This is a genomic window from Erythrobacter sp. S227, from assembly GCF_057364925.1.
In genome coordinates this window covers 676,540-693,378 of record NZ_CP200280.1, presented here as the reverse complement: position 1 = coordinate 693,378, position 16,839 = coordinate 676,540, and the positions used below count along the sequence as shown (strand labels likewise).

Here is a 16,839-nt window from a genome sequence, read left to right as displayed (position 1 = left end):
ATTGACGGGAGGGGAGAAATCAAATGTCGAACACGAAAAGAATGCGCAGCGCAGCGCTAATGATTGCGACCGCATTGCCGCTCATTGTTGCCGCACAGGCACAGGCACAGGCACATGCCCAAGAGCCAGGCCCAGTGCAGCCAGATGCCCCGCAAATCGGATACGAAGCAGTCGACTTGGACGATCAGATGATCGACAGCAGTGCAATGGAGGCTGAGATCGCAGACCTGCGCGCACGTGAAGTAGTAGCGCAAGAACGCATTACCGATCTGGAAGAGCGGCTGGAAAGGTTAGAGAGAGTTGCTGGCTTAGCCGGCGCTTATCCACTCAACGCTGAGGAGCAGGCAGCTATGAGAGGTCGCGGATTTAGCACGAACGTTATGGCTCCGACCTATCATGGCGACCAAATCGAATTACAGAGGGGGCCAAGGCAGTTCGTCAGCACGGCTATGCAGGATCAAGCAGGCGCCGTGGAAGACACCGAACCCGGGCGTAGGCGCGAACCAGCCCCATCACAGTCGGTCACCGATATCACTGAGGACACCCAAGGCTATTTCGGGAGACGGTTCAGTTTCGAGGCAGGGGTCAACTACACCCATTTCGACGATGCGCGGATAAATCTCAGTGGCTTTCTCGCGCTAGATGCAATCTTTCTGGGCCGTATCAGCGTTGACGAGCAAAGCTCGGACATCATCACAACGGATTTCACTGGACGCTTTGCCCCCACTGACCGGTTGCAGTTCGATGTCAGTGTTCCCTTGATCTACCGATCGTCGGTTTTTCAATCCGGGGGCGCTGGAGGCAATGCAGCGGGCCTGGCTGACGCTCGAGTTGAAGAGTTCGGTATCGGAGATATCAGTTTGGGCGCGAGTTACCGCTTGTTGCAGGAGACCGTCCGCAGGCCCGACGTCGTTCTAAACGCGAGGGTTAAGCCTCCTACGGGCCGGGACCCTTTCGGAATCGAGCTTGTCGAGATTGCTGGCACGGAGGGCAATCTTGAAGTCCCAGCCGCTTTATCGACCGGTAGCGGTGTCTGGGCTGGCTCCGTCGGGGCTTCAGTGCTTAAGACGCTGGACCCGATGATTGTGTTTGGCAACGTCACCTATTTCCACAATTTCCCACGGAGTTTTTCCGATATTGACGAAATCGAAGGCGACCAGCCCGGCCGCGTGGACATTGGCAATTCGATCCAGTTCGGCGCCGGTCTCGCCTTCGCGCTGAATGATAAGTCGAGCCTCTCAAGCAGTTTCACGCTGCGCTTCGGGGATGAGACGCGCCTGCGCTTTGTGGATGAGGAATTCAGCGACGTCATCGGTAGCGGATCGACCGTAGGCCTCCTCAATCTGGGAGCGACCTTCGCCTTGACCGAGAGAGCCTCGCTACTCACGAGCGTGGGTGTTGGTATGACAACGGACGCGCCGGACTTCACAATAAGTGCAAGGGTCCCATTCAGGTTCTAGTGAAGAGAATGAATATGTACACCGTGCCCGTCGAGTTGGAGCCATTGCGCTACCCTTAACCCATCAGAATGGTTAAACAGGACAACGGTCTGCGCCACCTCCCTGACTTGTTTGGTGAGATACCACTTGGCAGCGAGACCCGGAGGGACAGTCCTGACATCTTTCGCCGATTTCGATTATCTATTCTGGCATCGGTTTTCAGCCGTGAAGATCGTCACTTTTTGGGCGTTAGCAAAATGGCGGCTTTGCGCCGTTCATTCGACAGAAGCGGATTGTCAGCAACCGGCCCATCTTCAGCCATCACTTAACGACCGGCATTGGGGGTAGAATGGGAACTGATCGGGCCTCTGCTGCCACCTGAGCGGGGACGCTGGGCGCGTCCCGCGGGGAATAATTGGCGCTTTCTCAATGGCATGCTCCACGTGCTGCGGGTCGGCTGCCCTCGGCGCGACATGCACGAGCGCTACGGCAAGTCGAACTCGGTCTATGTCCGTTTCCAGCGCTGGGCCGAACAGGGCGTCCGGGATGCGCTGCTGCAAGCGCTGGTTGAGCTTGGTCTGACCGGCGGCGAGGCTTCTGATTACGCCGCAGCCGAGCCGCTCATGGATATCCCGGTCGGCGCGCCCAAGGCTCTGCTGGCAGACAAAGGCTACGACGCTGATCGCTTCCGGGAGAGCCTGCTGCTCCAGGGTATCCTGCCGATCATCCCACCTCGCCCGAACCGCAAGGTACCCGAGCATCCCGGCTATCGCCGCTATCTTGACCGCAATCGAGACGAGCGCATGGTAGGAAAGCTCAAGCAGCAGCGCGGGATCGCCACCCGCTACGACAAGACTGTCCTCTCATTCGAGAGCTTTCTCAATCTCGCAGCCTCCCGCCTATGGCTGAAGTCTTTCGTCAACACTGCCTAGTGCAGCGTGTCTTCCAGTTGCGCTGTATTGGGATAGCTCTTAAACTGGATGGCCTTGAGCGAGGCACGCACGATCTCTGCGGGTGTCGCAGGCTTCGGGCAGAAGATGATGCCTGGCAGGCGCGCAGAATGATAAATCTCTGCATGGCCTGAGTGCATCACAACCGGCACTCCATCCCCGAACAAATCCATCGCCAGAGGGAAGGAAAAACCGTCCGGCAACCGAATGTCCAACAGGGCAAAATCAAAGCGGGTCTTCCTGACCGCATCCCATGCATCGGCCATTGTCCCGACAATTGTAACATCAGCCGCGCCAGCGCTGCGATAGGTATTCTCGAGGCCGACCGCCGCAATGAATTCATCCTCAACGATGAGAACGGAAAGGTCACTAAGTAAGGCCTCTGAATTCATTGGGCTCTCCAGGATAACTAAAGCTGAAAATTCAAGTCAATCAGCGCCCCTTGTGTGTTGAAGCGCCGGGTAAAACCTCCTTTCAACTGCCTGACGCCAGTGTCAATAAGTAGACTTCCGAAGCCATTGCCTTCTTCAGGCGGTGAAAAATCGCTTCGACTTTCGACCCATTTCAATTTGACATTCCGGTTTCCGTGCACCTTCCAGTCAATCTTGATTGTGCCGCCTTCAGAGCCGAGCGCTCCATACTTGGCCGCATTGGTTGTAAGCTCATGGATGATCAAGGTGAGAGTGTTCACCTGGTCCCCGTCAACAAAGATTGTTGGCCCGTCAATCTTGATTGTGTGTCCGATCGAATGCGGCTCGAGGACGGACTTCAAAAGGTCGCCAAGCGGCACGCCCTTCATGGAGTTTTCCTTGCGAGCAAGGTCATAAACCCGGCCAAGCGACACCACCCGATCAAGCAAATCCGAAGCCATGTGTTCAGCCTCGGAATTCTGCTTGGGCGCTGCTTGGATGAGCCCTGCGACGACCGCAAACAGGTTCTTGATGCGGTGGCTCATCTCCTCGACCAGCATCTGCTGATCTTTCATCGCCGAAATGTCGAGCGTGGGGCCGGCGACTTTCTTTTGCCCGTCAATTGTCGTGTAAGGCCGCCCACGGGTGCGCACCCACCGGATGCCCACGTTGGGGTCATTTACGCGAAAGTCCAGTTCGTATTCTTCGCCCTGCTCAATGGCCTTGGCGAGTTGCTCTCGTACAATTGTCGCATCCTCATCCAGGACATTGGCCAAGACATCATCAAGAGGTATCTGGCCCGCCTTGGGTAAGTTGAGATGTTCGGCCAGCACTTCGTCGACGGTCATAACGCCGCGTTCATCGTCAAGGTCAGCCATTCCCATACGGCCCGCGTCCATAACGAGTTCGCGCAAGTTAGATTGTTCCTGCAACTCCTGCTGAAGATGCATGCTTTCGGTGATATCAAAGCCAAGGCCGATAACCTTCTTACGGCCCTGCTCATCTTCATAGGGTAAGGCATTCACCAGGACCCAGCGGCTTGGAGCGTTGGGCGGATTGACCTTCAGGGTATGCGAATACCCTCGCCCTTCCGCAATCGCTGCATTGCGTTCAGCAACATGTTTTTCCTCTTCATCTTTGCTGAGAAATTTGTGGAATGCATCACGGCTATACTCTCCAGCGCCATCGAGCGCCGCAAGCTCGGCGGCCGCCTCGTCAATCACCATCGCGCCCGTTTCAAGGTCGGTGTCCCAGGATCCCATCTTGGCCGCATCCATCGCAAGGCGAAGTTTGCGTGTCTCAGATGCAAGATCGCGGCGCAGCTCGGCCTCTTGCGAGATATCGACCAGAGTTATCGATGCACCTTCAAGCGAGCCATTGGCGAAGAAGTAGGGTGTGATCCGCACAAAGTAGGAATGGCCCGCTTCATTGGGCTCGGTGGTCTGTGAGAACGCCTCACCACTTTCCATGACCACACGCACCTGCCTGGTCAAATTGATGGTGCCAACCGGAATGTTGAACTCGGCCAGTGAGCGGCCTTCGTCGGATCGCAAGAGTGGCAGCATTTTGCGCGCTGCGTCGGTAACATGGCGAATGCGCATGCTGCGATCGAGCACGATCATTGCAAGGTCGGCGCTTTGCAGGAAGTTGTCCAAATCTGCATTGGCCAAGGTCAGCTCATCGATCTTGTTCTTGAGCTCCTCGTTTGCCGTGGTCAGCTCTTCATTTGCCGATTGAAGCTCCTCGTTCATCGACATCATTTCTTCGTTGGAGCTTTTGAGCTCCTCGTTCGCTGTCTCGATCTCCTCAACCTTGCCCTTCAGGGTCAAGCGGGTTGCCTGGAGATCGTCCTGCAAGTCAGAAATGCGTCGATCGCGAGAAATCGGCTGTAGCGCGAATTGATCAGCGAGTGGTTGCAAGCGGTCTCTCACCACAAAAACCACTGCCACCGTTCCATCTCTCATCGGATGAGCAAACACATCGGCCTTTTGCACGCCAAAGGGAGAGGCAACCTCGACATCTTGAAGCGCACGGCGCTCATTGGCCACCGATGCTTCGTTGATAAGCGGCTGAATAATTTCATTAAGCCCATCGCGCGCCAATGCATCCAAGCGCCGTTCATCACCGGGTCGAGACGACATGAACAAGCTGAGATCGCCCGAACTGTCGACAATCTGACCATCCCTTGCGACACGGACAAACGGCGGCGCATAGTTTTCGTAAATGGCGGAATTGGTCGCATCGTGGCTGGTGTGCCTCGGGAAATCCCTCTCCTCAGACAGGCGGCCAATTCCGCGAGTACCGCCAGAATCGCGTGCATTCTTGCTCAGGGGCAAAGTCACGTGGACGCGTTTTGCGTCGTTGTTGCGCCGGAAAATACGGGCTTTCAGGTCCACGGGCAAAAAGAGGTCCCCTGCGCGCGTCACACTTTCAGATGTGCCAAGAAACAGATAGCCGCTGGGGCGCAGGCTAAAATGAAAGAGCGGGAAAAGCCCCGCCTGCAGGTCTTCGCCCAGATAGATCAGAAGATTGCGACAGGACACAAAATCAATCTTCGAGAATGGCGGGTCTTGGGTGATATTGTGGACGGAAAAGCGCACCATCTCGCGGATAGGGCGCGCGATCTCGAAGCGTTCCTCCGATGCGATCGTGTAACGCTCCCGGTATCGTGTCGGGATTTCGTCAAGCATCGCGATCGGGTAGGAAGCACGGCGCGCCTTCTCGACAATCTCCTCATCAACATCGGTGGCGAAGATGGTAACCAGAGGAAACTTGTCCTGCTCCCTGCAAATGTCATCGATAATCATAGCAAAGGAGAACGCCTCTTGCCCGCTGGAGCATCCAGGCGCCCAAATCCTGAGCTCGTCGGATGATGCCGCCTGCTCGATCAAGGGCTCAAGGATGGTTTTGCGCACAAGGTCAAAATTTCCCCTGTCCCGAAAGAACGATGTAACGTTGATCAGAAAGTCACGCGCCAAAGCCCGCTGTTCGCTAATTTCGTCCCGTAACTTAATGAGATAATTTTCAACATCCTCGATCTCTAGCACTTGCATCCGGCGGTTCAGACGCCGCATCAAGGTTGAGCGTTTGTAGCCTGAAAAATCGGTTCCGACATTGTCGTGAATTGCGGTGAAAATCGATGCCATTGCCTCTTCGGAGGCTTCGTTGTCTTGTGGGAAGCGCGCTTGCATGGCGCCGTCAAAAAAGGCGCTAAGCCTGGGGATGATAGACTTCGCCTCAAGGACGAAATCGACAAGATTGGTCGATATCGCTGATTGTGGCATTCCATCATATCGCGCTTCTTCGGGCAACTGTGCGACGCAAACGCCTCCGAACTCCTTGATCACACGAAGCCCGGCGGTCCCGTCAGCTCCTGTGCCTGACAAGATGACACCGGCCGCCTTGTCGGATTGGATTTGGGCAACCGATGTGAAGAACCTGTCAACCGGCCGCCTCAGACCGCGCGGTTCGCTGAACGGGTCGAGCCGGAATTGCCCCTTATCGAGGCGCAAACTGGAGCCCGGCGGAATGATGTGAAGGCTATCCACCTCAATTTGGTCACCATCGCGAATTTGTCGCACCCGCAAATGGGTTTTGCTCGAAAGCAGCTCGGCCATCATGCTTTCGTGATTGGGGTCGAGGTGCATGATCAGCACGAACGCCATGCCCGTCCCCGTTTCCACCTCCTGAAACATTTGAGTGACGGCTTCCAACCCGCCAGCCGACGCTCCAATTGCGACAACGGGAAAATCCAACTGAGCCTCTGCTTCAGGCTCATCAACTTCTAGGTGCTCCATCCAGATTCCATCCAAAATAATCCCATGCAACCGTGCACCTAGGTCGCCCAAACAAAACTATGCACCATTCTCATCGAATTCAGAAGCCCTTGCATCCAAAATGGCGGGATATTCTTGCTATCGACCGTTGGAATGCGAAAATACGCATAGAATTCATTCAAATACTGTGCTTGGGTTCTATTATTTTGCGGAAGGCGCATGCACCTTCCTAGTGAAACAGCAGATCGTCAGAAGTTTTATTTGATTACATAGTCATTATGAGCTTCACGAGTGCCAATCCTGCATAGATGGATGAGTGATGAAGACTGTCGATGAACGCGCCTTAGAGAGCTGTGACAAAGAACAGATCCATATTCCCGGATCAATTCAACCCTTCGGATGCCTGATCGCATTCGAGCGGGAGAGCTACGCGATCAAGGCGATCTCCGCGAACTCGGGAGAATTGTTGGGCAAGCCGGCTGAAGAACTATCGGACGAGTTGCTTGAAGCGCTGTTTGATCAAGTCATTTTGCATGCCTTATCCAACAAGCTTGCTTATTCAACGATTGCGTCACGCCGCGAATATGTCGGGACGATTGACGGAGTGGGCGACACCCCGATGCTCGACATCTTTGTGCATGCCGGGCCGCGATTTGATTACCTGGAGATTGTTCCATCAACCGCTGCGTCGCGTGCACTACAAGACCGTATCGCAGCTTTGACTAGTGGCATGAAGAACCTGGCATCGCTCCAGGACATTTTTGAACTGGCGACCGTCAATGTGCACGCGATTGCCGAATATGACCGCACAATGTTTTATCGCTTTTTGCCCGATGGGGCCGGCGAGGTGGTTGCGGAATGCTGCTCTGGACATATGGAGCCGTTTCTGGGCCTTCGATACCCGGCATGGGATATCCCCAAACAGGCCCGGCACCTTTACGCATCAACGCCAATCCGTACCATTTGCGATGTGCATGGTGACGGGGTCCCATTGCTCTATTCTCAGGGACTGAACCACGAGGATTTTGATCTCTCGATTGCAGTCTTGCGCGGCACATCACCGGTTCACCTCGAATACCTTGCCAACATGGGCATTGCGGCAACGATGACGATCCCGGTCGTTGTCGATGGGAAACTCTGGGGTCTGATAACCTGCCATCACGAGAAGCCGCGAACAGCTAGAATGGACTTACTCGATGCCGGCGAAGTGATCGGCCACATCGTGTCTTTCAGCATCACCAAACTCTTACAGCAAAACACTGCAGATCATCAGGCCGCTATCGGAGAGATACGCGATAGCTTCATCAGCCTGCAAACGCGCCTCAAGACAGCCGATCAATTTGCCTCGGACGTCGAGGCGGCGACAAAAGGCCTGATGGATTTCGAAGGGCTTGGCGTAGCGGTCGGGACAAGCTGGGTGACCAGGGGAATCGCTCCTCAAACGTTCAAGCCATCACAGGCCAACTCCTTTGCAATCGCTTCGGATGTCGCTGAGATCACGGGGTCGAATGATGCGTCCGATGTGCTCGGCACAATAGGGGATGTTGATCTTGCAGGCTATCTTGAGGTGCCATTGGTCAAAGAACCTGACACACGCATTGTGTTCTTCCGCAAGACCGTCAAATCACAGGTCACCTGGGCGGGCCATCCCTCGAAAGACATCCAGGAGAACGAGGGCAAGCCGCGGCTATCCCCGCGCAAGAGCTTTGCCAAATACATCGAAGACAATGGCGAAAAGTGCGATGAATGGACAAGCGAGAACATTCAGCTTGCCTTGCAGATGCAACACGAATGCGCCGCAAGCCAGAGCGCGGCCGGGCGGATTTTGCAGCAGAAAGACAATCTTCGCATCCTTGCCGACGAGCTCAACCACCGGGTCAAAAATATCCTTGCACTCGTCAAATCGCTTTCCAGTCACGCCCGCGATTCAGCAGCATCGCCCAACGACTATGCCGCAAGCCTAGAGCAAAGACTTTTCTCGCTCGCCGCGTCGCATGACATGCTGACGCGGTCGGACATGGAAGGTGTATCGCTGCGCGCTCTTGTAGCGATGGAGTTGGAGCCGTTTCTTTCCGGGGGTCAGATAAGTGAAGCGATTTCAGGCCCCGATGTCGTCCTTGCAACCGAAGCGGTTCCGATGGCGACCCTTCTGGTTCATGAACTGGCATCCAATGCAGCCAAACACGGAGCCATGTCCGTGCCGGAAGGGCGGATATCGATCAGCTGGATGGTTGCCGGGCCTTCTTTCATTTTCCAATGGAAAGAGCACGGTGGGCCCGCGGTCGCCGAACCAGATCGGGAGGGCTTTGGCATGGAACTGCTGCGCGAGGCTATCCCATACGAGTTTAACGGAACAGCGGACCTGAGCTTTGCCGAAACGGGATTTGAAGCGGTCTATAACTTACCCGCTCACCCGTTTTTGAAATCGACCGGCATTAATGGCATCTCCCCTGATTTTGAAACCCAATCCACTCCCCGGACAAAGTCTCATCATCGCGGCCGCGCGCTGGTCGTGGAGGACAGTTACCTTCTAGCCATGGAGCATTCAAAGATTCTAAAGCGCGAGGGTTTCCAGGAGGTGGATTCAGCATCTTCCGTTCGCGCAGCCATCAGTGTGATAGAACAAGAGGTTCCTGAATTTGCTCTACTCGATATCAACCTGCGCGACGAAATGAGCTTTGCGATCGCCGATGCATTGACTGACCGGGCTGTACCATTCGCCTTTGTTACCGGCTATGGCAGTTCCTCGAATTTGCCGGCGAAATTTTCCGGCGTCACACTGCTCAAGAAACCTCTTACTGTTAAGGCGGTGCGCGAAGCCCTAAAGGAATAGGGAAGGCATGCTGAATGGGATCAGACATGGCATCAGACATGGCATCAGACATGGCCAAATACATACTATTGATCGACGATGACCAGGTGCTCGCGCGGCAATGGCAACTGGCGCTTGAGGCGCGTGGGTTCGAGGTTGGTATCTGTACCAATGTCGAGAATGGAATTTTGGCATGCGAGCAACGGTGGCCCGATGGTGTCGTGTTGGACGCATTCTTTCGCGATAAAGACGGCAGGCCAACCGGAAGCGGCGGGATACTGTTTTGCACAAAGCTTTCCATTTACGCGTATGATAACCAGCTCGAGCCGCCCCTTATCATCGGGGTTACTGGCTCACGTCCAAGCAAGCATTTCCCCGTCGATGTCTTTGGATTAGTGTCAAAAAATCTGATGCCGGTGAGGCTCGAGAAGCCCTTCTCATCAGATCGGTTGATCGAGGCTTTTGAAAATGGGCTAAAGTAGCCAGCATCAAGCTTCAATCAATCGAAAGCGTTTCGTGAACAGGCTGTTAAGCGACCCTCTGGCCAAGCAAACGGCCGACCTCATTGACCAAAGTACGAGATGCGAAAGGTTTTTGGAGCCTGATGGGCATCACTGCCTCGGGCACAGCATCGAAGACATGATTGGGCAGGTATTCAGAGACTCGCACGCCGCTCACACCTACAATCTTTGGTAGTACCCGGTCTGTTTCCCTGGCTAGGCAAACAAGATCGGCACACAAGCTCGTTCCTCCATTTCGCGCAATCTCGCCTTCAGGTGTGGTGAAAAATGCATCAATGATGATGACATCCGGCCAATCGCGAATGCAGCCATGAAGCGCAGCTTCGACTGTCGTGAAATGGGCAACATCATATCCGCAAGCTTTCAGCCCACCGCTCCATTGGTAAGACAAAACTGCATCGTCATCGACGATATACACCTTCGGCTTCCTGAGTGTCATTCCCTCACTCCACGATCAACTTCCCGAGCTCCGTTCGTATCGTGCTCTTTCGGAGACTTGGCCACAAAACTGCCAAGTGAGAGAGTGAAGGGGAAGTCAGGAAAGGCCCTTAGTCAGACGGGTTCAGTTTCAGTACTTACGCCTTTTGCGGGCCTTACGGATTCCCGCTCGCCTGCTCTTCTTCTATCTGAAATCGACAAGGAAAACTGAGGGTAAGTCCTGCGGGGCCTACCCACGGTTTGACCAATGGTGAGCCAGTCTCAGGCTGTGGCCTGAGCGGTCATCTAAGAATTTGATGAGGTTTTTATGTTCCAAGACCAGATGGTTGGCCGCGTTCTAGTGGTCGAAGACAATGTCGCTCTTGCATGTTCTTGGAGCCAGCAGCTCGAAAATCGCGGCTACGAGGTAATCCATCGCATTGATGCACTGAGCGCGCTCAAAAGTTGCGCTGAAAATTGGCCGGACGCGATCATTCTTGATGCGTTCTTCAAGGAGAGCTGCCCGCACCACGAAGGGTCAGGTGGTCTGATGTTTTGCTCGGAGCTGTTTGGTTTTTTGAGAAAGACGCGCCAGAAAATGCCGTTCATTGTGGGGGTTTCCGGAGCGGTGGCACATGACGATGCAGAGCGAGGGGTGTTCGGACGCGTCCCGGAGTTTTTGATGCCAGTGAGAATGCAGAAACCAGTGACAGGCCAGCAACTCGCGGATTGCATTGACGAGGCAGGTATTCGCGGCTTCATCACGGACCGCTCACAGCTGGCCTTTGCATTCTAATCCGGCTTGTCCAGAAGAGCCCCGAGTTTGAGCGAGAACACAGGCATCATGCAAGCCAGCACTTGCCTGAGCCGGGGTGATGTCATTTTCGGCTCTTTGGAATGAAATCCTAGCACTCCCCAAGGTTTGTCATTGATTTTGATCGGCATCAGCATGGTAGCTCTCGCCTCGAAATTCTCGGCAACCTTCAGGTCCGTCTCTCCGATTGCGCGCGATGCGGCATAAGACAAGTCCAGAGACGGCGCATCCTCACGCGCCGCATAGATGGACGAATTGCCCTGCTCGATATCATAAACGAATGGACTGGCCTCCAGAACGGGCAGCGGAATAGATTTGCCAAGCATTGGGGGTAGCAAAGCGCCCTTGAACTCCGATGAAATCAACAGACTGTTTTCGGAAAGCGCCTTGCAAATGGTAACCCTGTCAAAACCAGAAAAGTACCGCAGAAAACCACCGACATCTTGAAGCAGCTGCGGCGCGTTGTCGCACTTTTCGATTGCTCTGGTCAGAAAGATGATAGCGTCGAGAGCCTGACCTTCAGATAGCTTTGCATTGGCCATGGGAGAATGCTCGAGCTCAATGACACACACATCACCGCTTCTGAAAGCCGTGGCATTGAGCGCCCTTCCTTCGACCTCGAATTCACCCAAAATGAGCGGTGAACCCGAAAAGTGCGGCATCCCGGCAAGATTGCGAAGCCCGTGCACAAATGAGGTGCCGAAGTGCGATTTCAGCCGCGTACACAAGAATGCGCTATGGGGTATGTCCAGGATTCTCGAACAGCTTTCGCTCGCGTAGAGGATTTCCTCTTTGTCCGGATCGTACGCAATAAGTGCGATGTGTGCTTGGTTGCTGCCAGCCATTGGGAGACGATAGTGCTTCTGACGACCAGCCCTGTCGTCACCCGCTTCGCTTTTACACAGCGCATGACATGAGGTTTGCAGCATTTGCGTCGCCGAAATCCTGCCTTCCTTGACACTCTGAAAACTGTCGTCACGCCGGGCTGTCGTTGATTTTTGCATCGCCGGAGTATGCTGCTTAAACAGCCGAAGCATAGCCAGTACCACTACTTACTGGCAGCGTGTTGACTAAGCAACGCGGCGCTTTTGCTAGTTTTTCCGGTTGCATGGGGTTGTTCGTCTGATTTTCCATTTTGGCAATGGCGGTCACGTTATCCCCGACGCCCGAGAGCGAGGGTGCGACATAGCGACCCCATGCCTCCATCAGATCGCGCGGCAGTCAAAATGGCAAACAAGACTGCCGAACGACTTGCAGCACCATCCTTCGCACACTCATTCGCGAAAACGCCGGTAACTCGGCCAAAGGCATAGCAGGAAAGTGGCCGCCCCTCTTTTGCTTGGAAAGGCCAGAGCGCAATTCTCGCATGTCCGGCAACGCCTCAGAACGCCAGCCTTGCGCTTTGGAATAGGCCAGCACTTGGCCAATGCGACTGCGAACCTTGCGCGCCATAACGGGCTTATCTGTCCGGATCGGTGCAAGGGCGGCAAGAAAGTCCTTTCCCGTTTTCGTGCTCCATCCTTTTGCGAGTTCTGCGTGCGCCTCTTTTGCTGCCTCTGCGAAAGTCGGAACGCGCTTCCACTCCCTATCTCTCTCTCGAACCGGGTCAGCACCCGTTTTTGCAAGCTTGCGAAGCGCGGCCGCCTTTTCTCGCGCCTCTGCCAATGTAAGCGATCGTTTTAGCATCAATGGGGCAGCGGCGAGCCTATTGTCCTCTGCCGCAAATGCCATCCGCCCTGCACCCTCAAAATCCAAGACTTCGCTCCCGTGGGTGTGCAGCTTAGGATCAATTCATCTCCGTCTTGAAAAGTTGTGCGGACCGGCTGGCCTTTTGGCCCTATCCTTGGCTTCGCGCTGCGCACCTCAGAAACTGTCAATTTACCCATAGCTTTCCCACACCCTTTCCCGCACTTTAGACCGGCTTAGGATGAAAAGTCATGAACGTCATTGAATGGACAAAAGACTTAGGACACTGATTTATAGGGTGATTTTTGTTCACTGGCGAACGCAGCTGAAAGCGCCTTTCGAATCCAACTCAAGAAGCCATCATCTTTCCGCTCAATCGATCACTCATCAACGCCCAGCAGCGTTGAGAGGTCCATCCAGTTTTCCTCACCGATGGGCGATCCCGGTGGCACGCGGACACCGCGGCGTGCGGTTTTTGCGAGTTGCATACGGGCTTCGGTGTCGAGCAGTTTGCGCGAGAGGCTTTGTGCCCAATCGCCTTTTTGCCTGGAAAGCGTCTCGCCCACTTCTGTAAGCTTTTGATCAAGCGCAGCGCTCACTTCGGGGGTTGTGTCGGGCCGCTGTGCGATGTGCGCCATGGTCACAAAGGTGCGAAACGCGATACGGCGGCCCAGATCGTCCTGCGTTTGCGCCAGCACCGTGCTCACCAAAGTGTCGAGTGTCTCATCAAGACCCAGCGCCGATGGGTCGTTTTGCTGCTGAAGAACCAGACGCGCGAGTCGGTGCGGGAAAAGCAGGGTTTGAACGCTAAGCTGTGTTGAAACATCTGCTGCGACCAAGGGATCGAAGACAGGGCCACCAGCGGTCCTGAAAACTTCCACATTGTATTGCCGGTCGCTTGTCCCGTTTTGCGCGGCTGAAAGCAGCGGCAGGAGGTCGGATGGCACGCGCATGGCATCGGGGCTGATTGTCGCAATGATCGCGTTCAAGGCGGCGCGCTGACGCTCGGGCGAGACAGGCACAGCCTCCTCGCGCCCTCCCCCGTTGATTGCGTATTCAAATTGCAGACCGCCAACCTGCTTGGCAGCGGCGATCACCTGATAGCGGTGCAAAAGCCAGATGGGGACAAAGCGTCGTCGAAGATTGGCGACAGGCTCTCCGGGGCTGAGTGCGTCGAGGCCAAAACCGTCAATGGCAGCCTTGCGCACCTGCATCAGGCGATTGAGCTCATCAACCGGGTCTGCGCCGTCGTCCCAAAGCCCGCCCCACGGATAGGCTGTATCAGCAGCGCGGGCGTTGTCGTCTTTGACATAGCGGAAGCGGCGAACGGTCTCGGCGACTTCTGCTGCGTCTGCGCCGCCATAAAGATACCGTAATGTGGCAACGTCCCATGACCCGATCCCTTTGGCATAAGCGTCGGACAGGTCCGGGCGACCCTCGACAAGGCCAATGCGCGGTGGGGGGTAATCCATCACGGACGCGCGGTCCTGCGTGCTGGCGGCGAAATTGTGCGCAAAGCCCAGCGTGTGCCCAACCTCATGCGCGCCCAATTGACGCAGGCGATCAAGCGCCACTTCGACCGGATCATTCGGACCGCCCGTGCCCATTTGACCGGCGCCGACCAGCCCTTGGAAAATCTGGATATCCTGCCTTGCGCGAAGGGAGCCAAGGACGACCATACCCTTGATAATCTCTCCGGTGCGCGGGTCAGCGATCTGTTGCCCATAGGCCCAACCGCGCGTTGCCCGATCCACCCAGTTGATCATATTGTATCGCACATCGAGCGGGTCTGCGCCTTCGGGGAGCATCTCTACCCGGTAGGCATGGATGAAACCTGCCGCATCGAACGCATCGCGCCACCATCCTGCGCCTTCGAGGACTGCGGAGCGGATGGGTTCGGGCGTATTGCGATCAAGATAGAAGACGATCGGCTTCTTCACGCGCGAACGTGCGGCATCCGGGTCAACCTTTTCCAATCGGAAACGGTTGGCAAGGTCATAGACCACGGGCTCTGCCAGCGATGCGGAATAGTCCACCACCTGCGTTGAAAAGCCGCCAATGCGCGGGTCAAACCGCAAGGGGACAAAGCCGGGTTCAGGCAGACGGATAAAGCTGTGGTGGACGCGGAACGTCACCGTATCGGGTTCAGGCACAATATTCGAAACTTCTGCGCCCGGTGTTTTAGAGACGAAGGTCTGCACCGCATCAATCTCAAGATTGTCCGGGAACACGCGCACCGATGCAGGGTCCGCAAGGCTCAGCTTGTCATCGAGTTTGAAGTCCTTGCCCGCAATGCTGCTGGCGGCATCAAGACCGAAGGAGGCACTGCTTTGATTAAGCGATCCGGTGATCCCCAAGGCATCGCGTTTCAGGAACGAGGCGATGTCGATCACAAGGCTCCCATCGCCGCGCGTCTCGACGATGTCGGTCATCCAGACAAGCGAGGTACCAAAATCGCTCGCCACAGCATCTTGCTGCGCTGCATCACCCTGGCTTGCACGAAAACGCGGGTTTTCAAACTCCACGGCGACTTTGCCGCCAATCTGGCGAAAGGCGAGCAATTGCGTGTTGCCGGTACGCCCGCGATCAAGCGTGAGCGGCGCAGAGCCAAGGCCGGTGCGTAAAGCCGTGCTGTAGATAAGGCGCATCGCCACGCCGTCCTCATCCGGGCGCGGCAATGTCAGGAGGATGCGTCCCTTCTGATCATCTGCCTGAACCGGAATGAACGCCGTTTCACTTGCTGGCGCGCTTACGTTTCGAACATCACCATCGGCATGCAAAGGTGCAATCGGGGCCGCGAGCAAAAGCGAAAGCGCCCCGAGACGCCAATACAATGGTCTGGTCATATTTGCCCCTTATGTACCCGTCTTGCGCAAGCAATGGTTTTGCGCATCGTCGGGTAAGACGGGACAAATCTCAAGCAGGAATAATTCTGGCTATTGCCGTCGGGCTTCAAGGTCGCCGTAGAAGGACTGTCCATCGCTTGTTTCAAAAGCGAAGGACATGGCGATTTCGCTCCCGTATGGACCAAAGAACGCCCCGCCGATCCGGCCCTGACCCGATGTGCTGTTCACATCGCCCAATATCTGGCCCACCGGCGTTGAGTTTGAGACGAACTCCAGATTGAAGTCAGCATCGATATCGACAACGGTTGCGGTGGCTAACGAGTTTGCGCCCGGCTGCATTGTAAATCTGCCAGTGATCTTGCCTGCGGAATAATCAATTGTGAGAGGGCCCTCGGCGAACAGAAGGTAACTTCCATCGCCCGGTTCGTCCGATTCCATCATGATACGTGCGGTTTGTTCTTCCTGTCCGCTTGGCGGCAAATCATCGCCTTCGGTTGGCGATCCCCCAAAGAACATCCACGTGCGCCGCACTTCGTTCGTATCTGGCCAATCGAGCATGACGACCGAATAGAATTCGGGCTGTTGCCCTCCAAAGGCGTTGGCCATGCTCCAGGTTAAAGAACTCGGTTTCGGCAGGAAGCCGCCTGCGGGTAAAGACCAACGAAGGAAGCTTGGCTGGGTTTCGAGATTGGTGGCCCCTGCCTCAAACCGTAAGGAATTGTTGGCGCGGTCAAAATATTTCCCTTCCCCCAAGCTCGTTTCATAAGAAAAGCTGCCTGAAAAGCCGATACCGTCAGAGCTTCTCGGGCCGCCGTCTTCTTCCAGATCGACGACGGATTCCAGCTCTGGGTTGCCATTTGCAAGGGTATTGCCCGTTTCCACATTGGTGACAGAAAGGCGAAAGCCCCCAAAGCTGCGATCCTCTCCCGCATCGAAGGCCGCAAGATAGTCCGCTGTGGATGTGCGGACCGGAATTGGCGTGGGGGTTGAGACCGGCGGCGGTGTCGGAGTTGACGTGGCCGTTGGTGTCGGCGAGCTAGACCCTCCGCCTCCACACGCCGTCACCAAGAACGATGCAGCGCCGAGCGCTATACCTGTTTGAAGCTTCATGTGGATTTCCCAAAAAGCTGATGTCTGCGCCCCCGCTCTGGCATGATGCGAGCATTCT

The 16,839-nt window shown here is 55.5% G+C and carries 12 protein-coding genes; 5 read left to right on the top strand and 7 right to left on the bottom strand.

Annotated features, from left to right (window positions below):
• Positions 1 to 23: 23 nt before the first annotated feature.
• Positions 24 to 1,460: a transporter family protein gene (locus tag AC0V6Q_RS03240; RefSeq protein WP_486166989.1), complete on the top strand. Its 1,437-nt coding sequence runs from the start codon at positions 24 to 26 to the stop codon at positions 1,458 to 1,460.
• Between the two features lie 317 nt (positions 1,461 to 1,777).
• On the top strand, positions 1,778 to 2,371 hold the full coding sequence (locus AC0V6Q_RS03235; protein ID WP_486166988.1) for a transposase: 594 nt from the start codon (positions 1,778 to 1,780) through the stop codon (positions 2,369 to 2,371).
• On the opposite strand, the gene AC0V6Q_RS03230 is transcribed toward AC0V6Q_RS03235, so the two are convergent.
• A complete protein-coding gene (locus AC0V6Q_RS03230) occupies positions 2,368 to 2,781 on the bottom strand; it encodes a response regulator (protein ID WP_486166987.1) in 414 nt (137 codons plus the stop codon). The genes AC0V6Q_RS03235 and AC0V6Q_RS03230 overlap by 4 nt on opposite strands.
• 17 nt (positions 2,782 to 2,798) lie before the next feature.
• The gene (locus tag AC0V6Q_RS03225) at positions 2,799 to 6,596 is read right to left on the bottom strand and encodes a chemotaxis protein CheB (RefSeq protein WP_486166986.1); all 3,798 of its coding nucleotides are present in this window, start codon (positions 6,594 to 6,596) and stop codon (positions 2,799 to 2,801) included.
• A gap of 298 nt (positions 6,597 to 6,894) precedes the next feature.
• Here AC0V6Q_RS03225 and AC0V6Q_RS03220 point away from each other — a divergent pair, with 298 nt between their 5' ends.
• Both AC0V6Q_RS03220 and AC0V6Q_RS03215 read left to right on the top strand, forming a co-directional pair.
• The gene (locus AC0V6Q_RS03220; RefSeq protein ID WP_486166985.1) at positions 6,895 to 9,408 is read left to right on the top strand and encodes an HWE histidine kinase domain-containing protein; all 2,514 of its coding nucleotides are present in this window, start codon (positions 6,895 to 6,897) and stop codon (positions 9,406 to 9,408) included.
• Positions 9,409 to 9,458: 50 nt separating this feature from the next.
• Positions 9,459 to 9,869: a hypothetical protein gene (locus tag AC0V6Q_RS03215; protein WP_486166984.1), complete on the top strand. Its 411-nt coding sequence runs from the start codon at positions 9,459 to 9,461 to the stop codon at positions 9,867 to 9,869.
• Between the two features lie 46 nt (positions 9,870 to 9,915).
• Here the strand turns inward: AC0V6Q_RS03215 and AC0V6Q_RS03210 are convergent, their stop codons facing one another.
• Entirely contained in the window at positions 9,916 to 10,326 is a 411-nt protein-coding gene (locus tag AC0V6Q_RS03210) for a hypothetical protein (RefSeq protein WP_486166983.1), read from the bottom strand.
• A gap of 360 nt (positions 10,327 to 10,686) precedes the next feature.
• On the opposite strand from AC0V6Q_RS03210, the gene AC0V6Q_RS03205 reads away from it, so the two are divergent.
• A complete protein-coding gene (locus AC0V6Q_RS03205) occupies positions 10,687 to 11,121 on the top strand; it encodes a response regulator (protein ID WP_486166982.1) in 435 nt (144 codons plus the stop codon).
• Here AC0V6Q_RS03205 and AC0V6Q_RS03200 read toward each other — a convergent pair.
• From AC0V6Q_RS03200 to AC0V6Q_RS03185, 4 genes are all read right to left on the bottom strand, one after another.
• Positions 11,118 to 12,176, bottom strand: coding sequence for a hypothetical protein (locus tag AC0V6Q_RS03200; protein WP_486166981.1), 1,059 nt, complete (start codon positions 12,174 to 12,176; stop codon positions 11,118 to 11,120). The genes AC0V6Q_RS03205 and AC0V6Q_RS03200 overlap by 4 nt on opposite strands.
• Positions 12,177 to 12,360: 184 nt before the next feature.
• Positions 12,361 to 12,894, bottom strand: coding sequence for a hypothetical protein (locus tag AC0V6Q_RS03195; RefSeq protein ID WP_486166980.1), 534 nt, complete (start codon positions 12,892 to 12,894; stop codon positions 12,361 to 12,363).
• A gap of 311 nt (positions 12,895 to 13,205) precedes the next feature.
• Positions 13,206 to 15,671 (bottom strand): zinc-dependent metalloprotease, encoded by a 2,466-nt coding sequence (locus tag AC0V6Q_RS03190; RefSeq protein ID WP_486166979.1) that lies wholly within the window; start codon positions 15,669 to 15,671, stop codon positions 13,206 to 13,208.
• Positions 15,672 to 15,761: 90 nt separating this feature from the next.
• On the bottom strand, positions 15,762 to 16,781 hold the full coding sequence (locus tag AC0V6Q_RS03185) for a HupA family protein (protein WP_486166978.1): 1,020 nt from the start codon (positions 16,779 to 16,781) through the stop codon (positions 15,762 to 15,764).
• Positions 16,782 to 16,839: the final 58 nt, after the last annotated feature.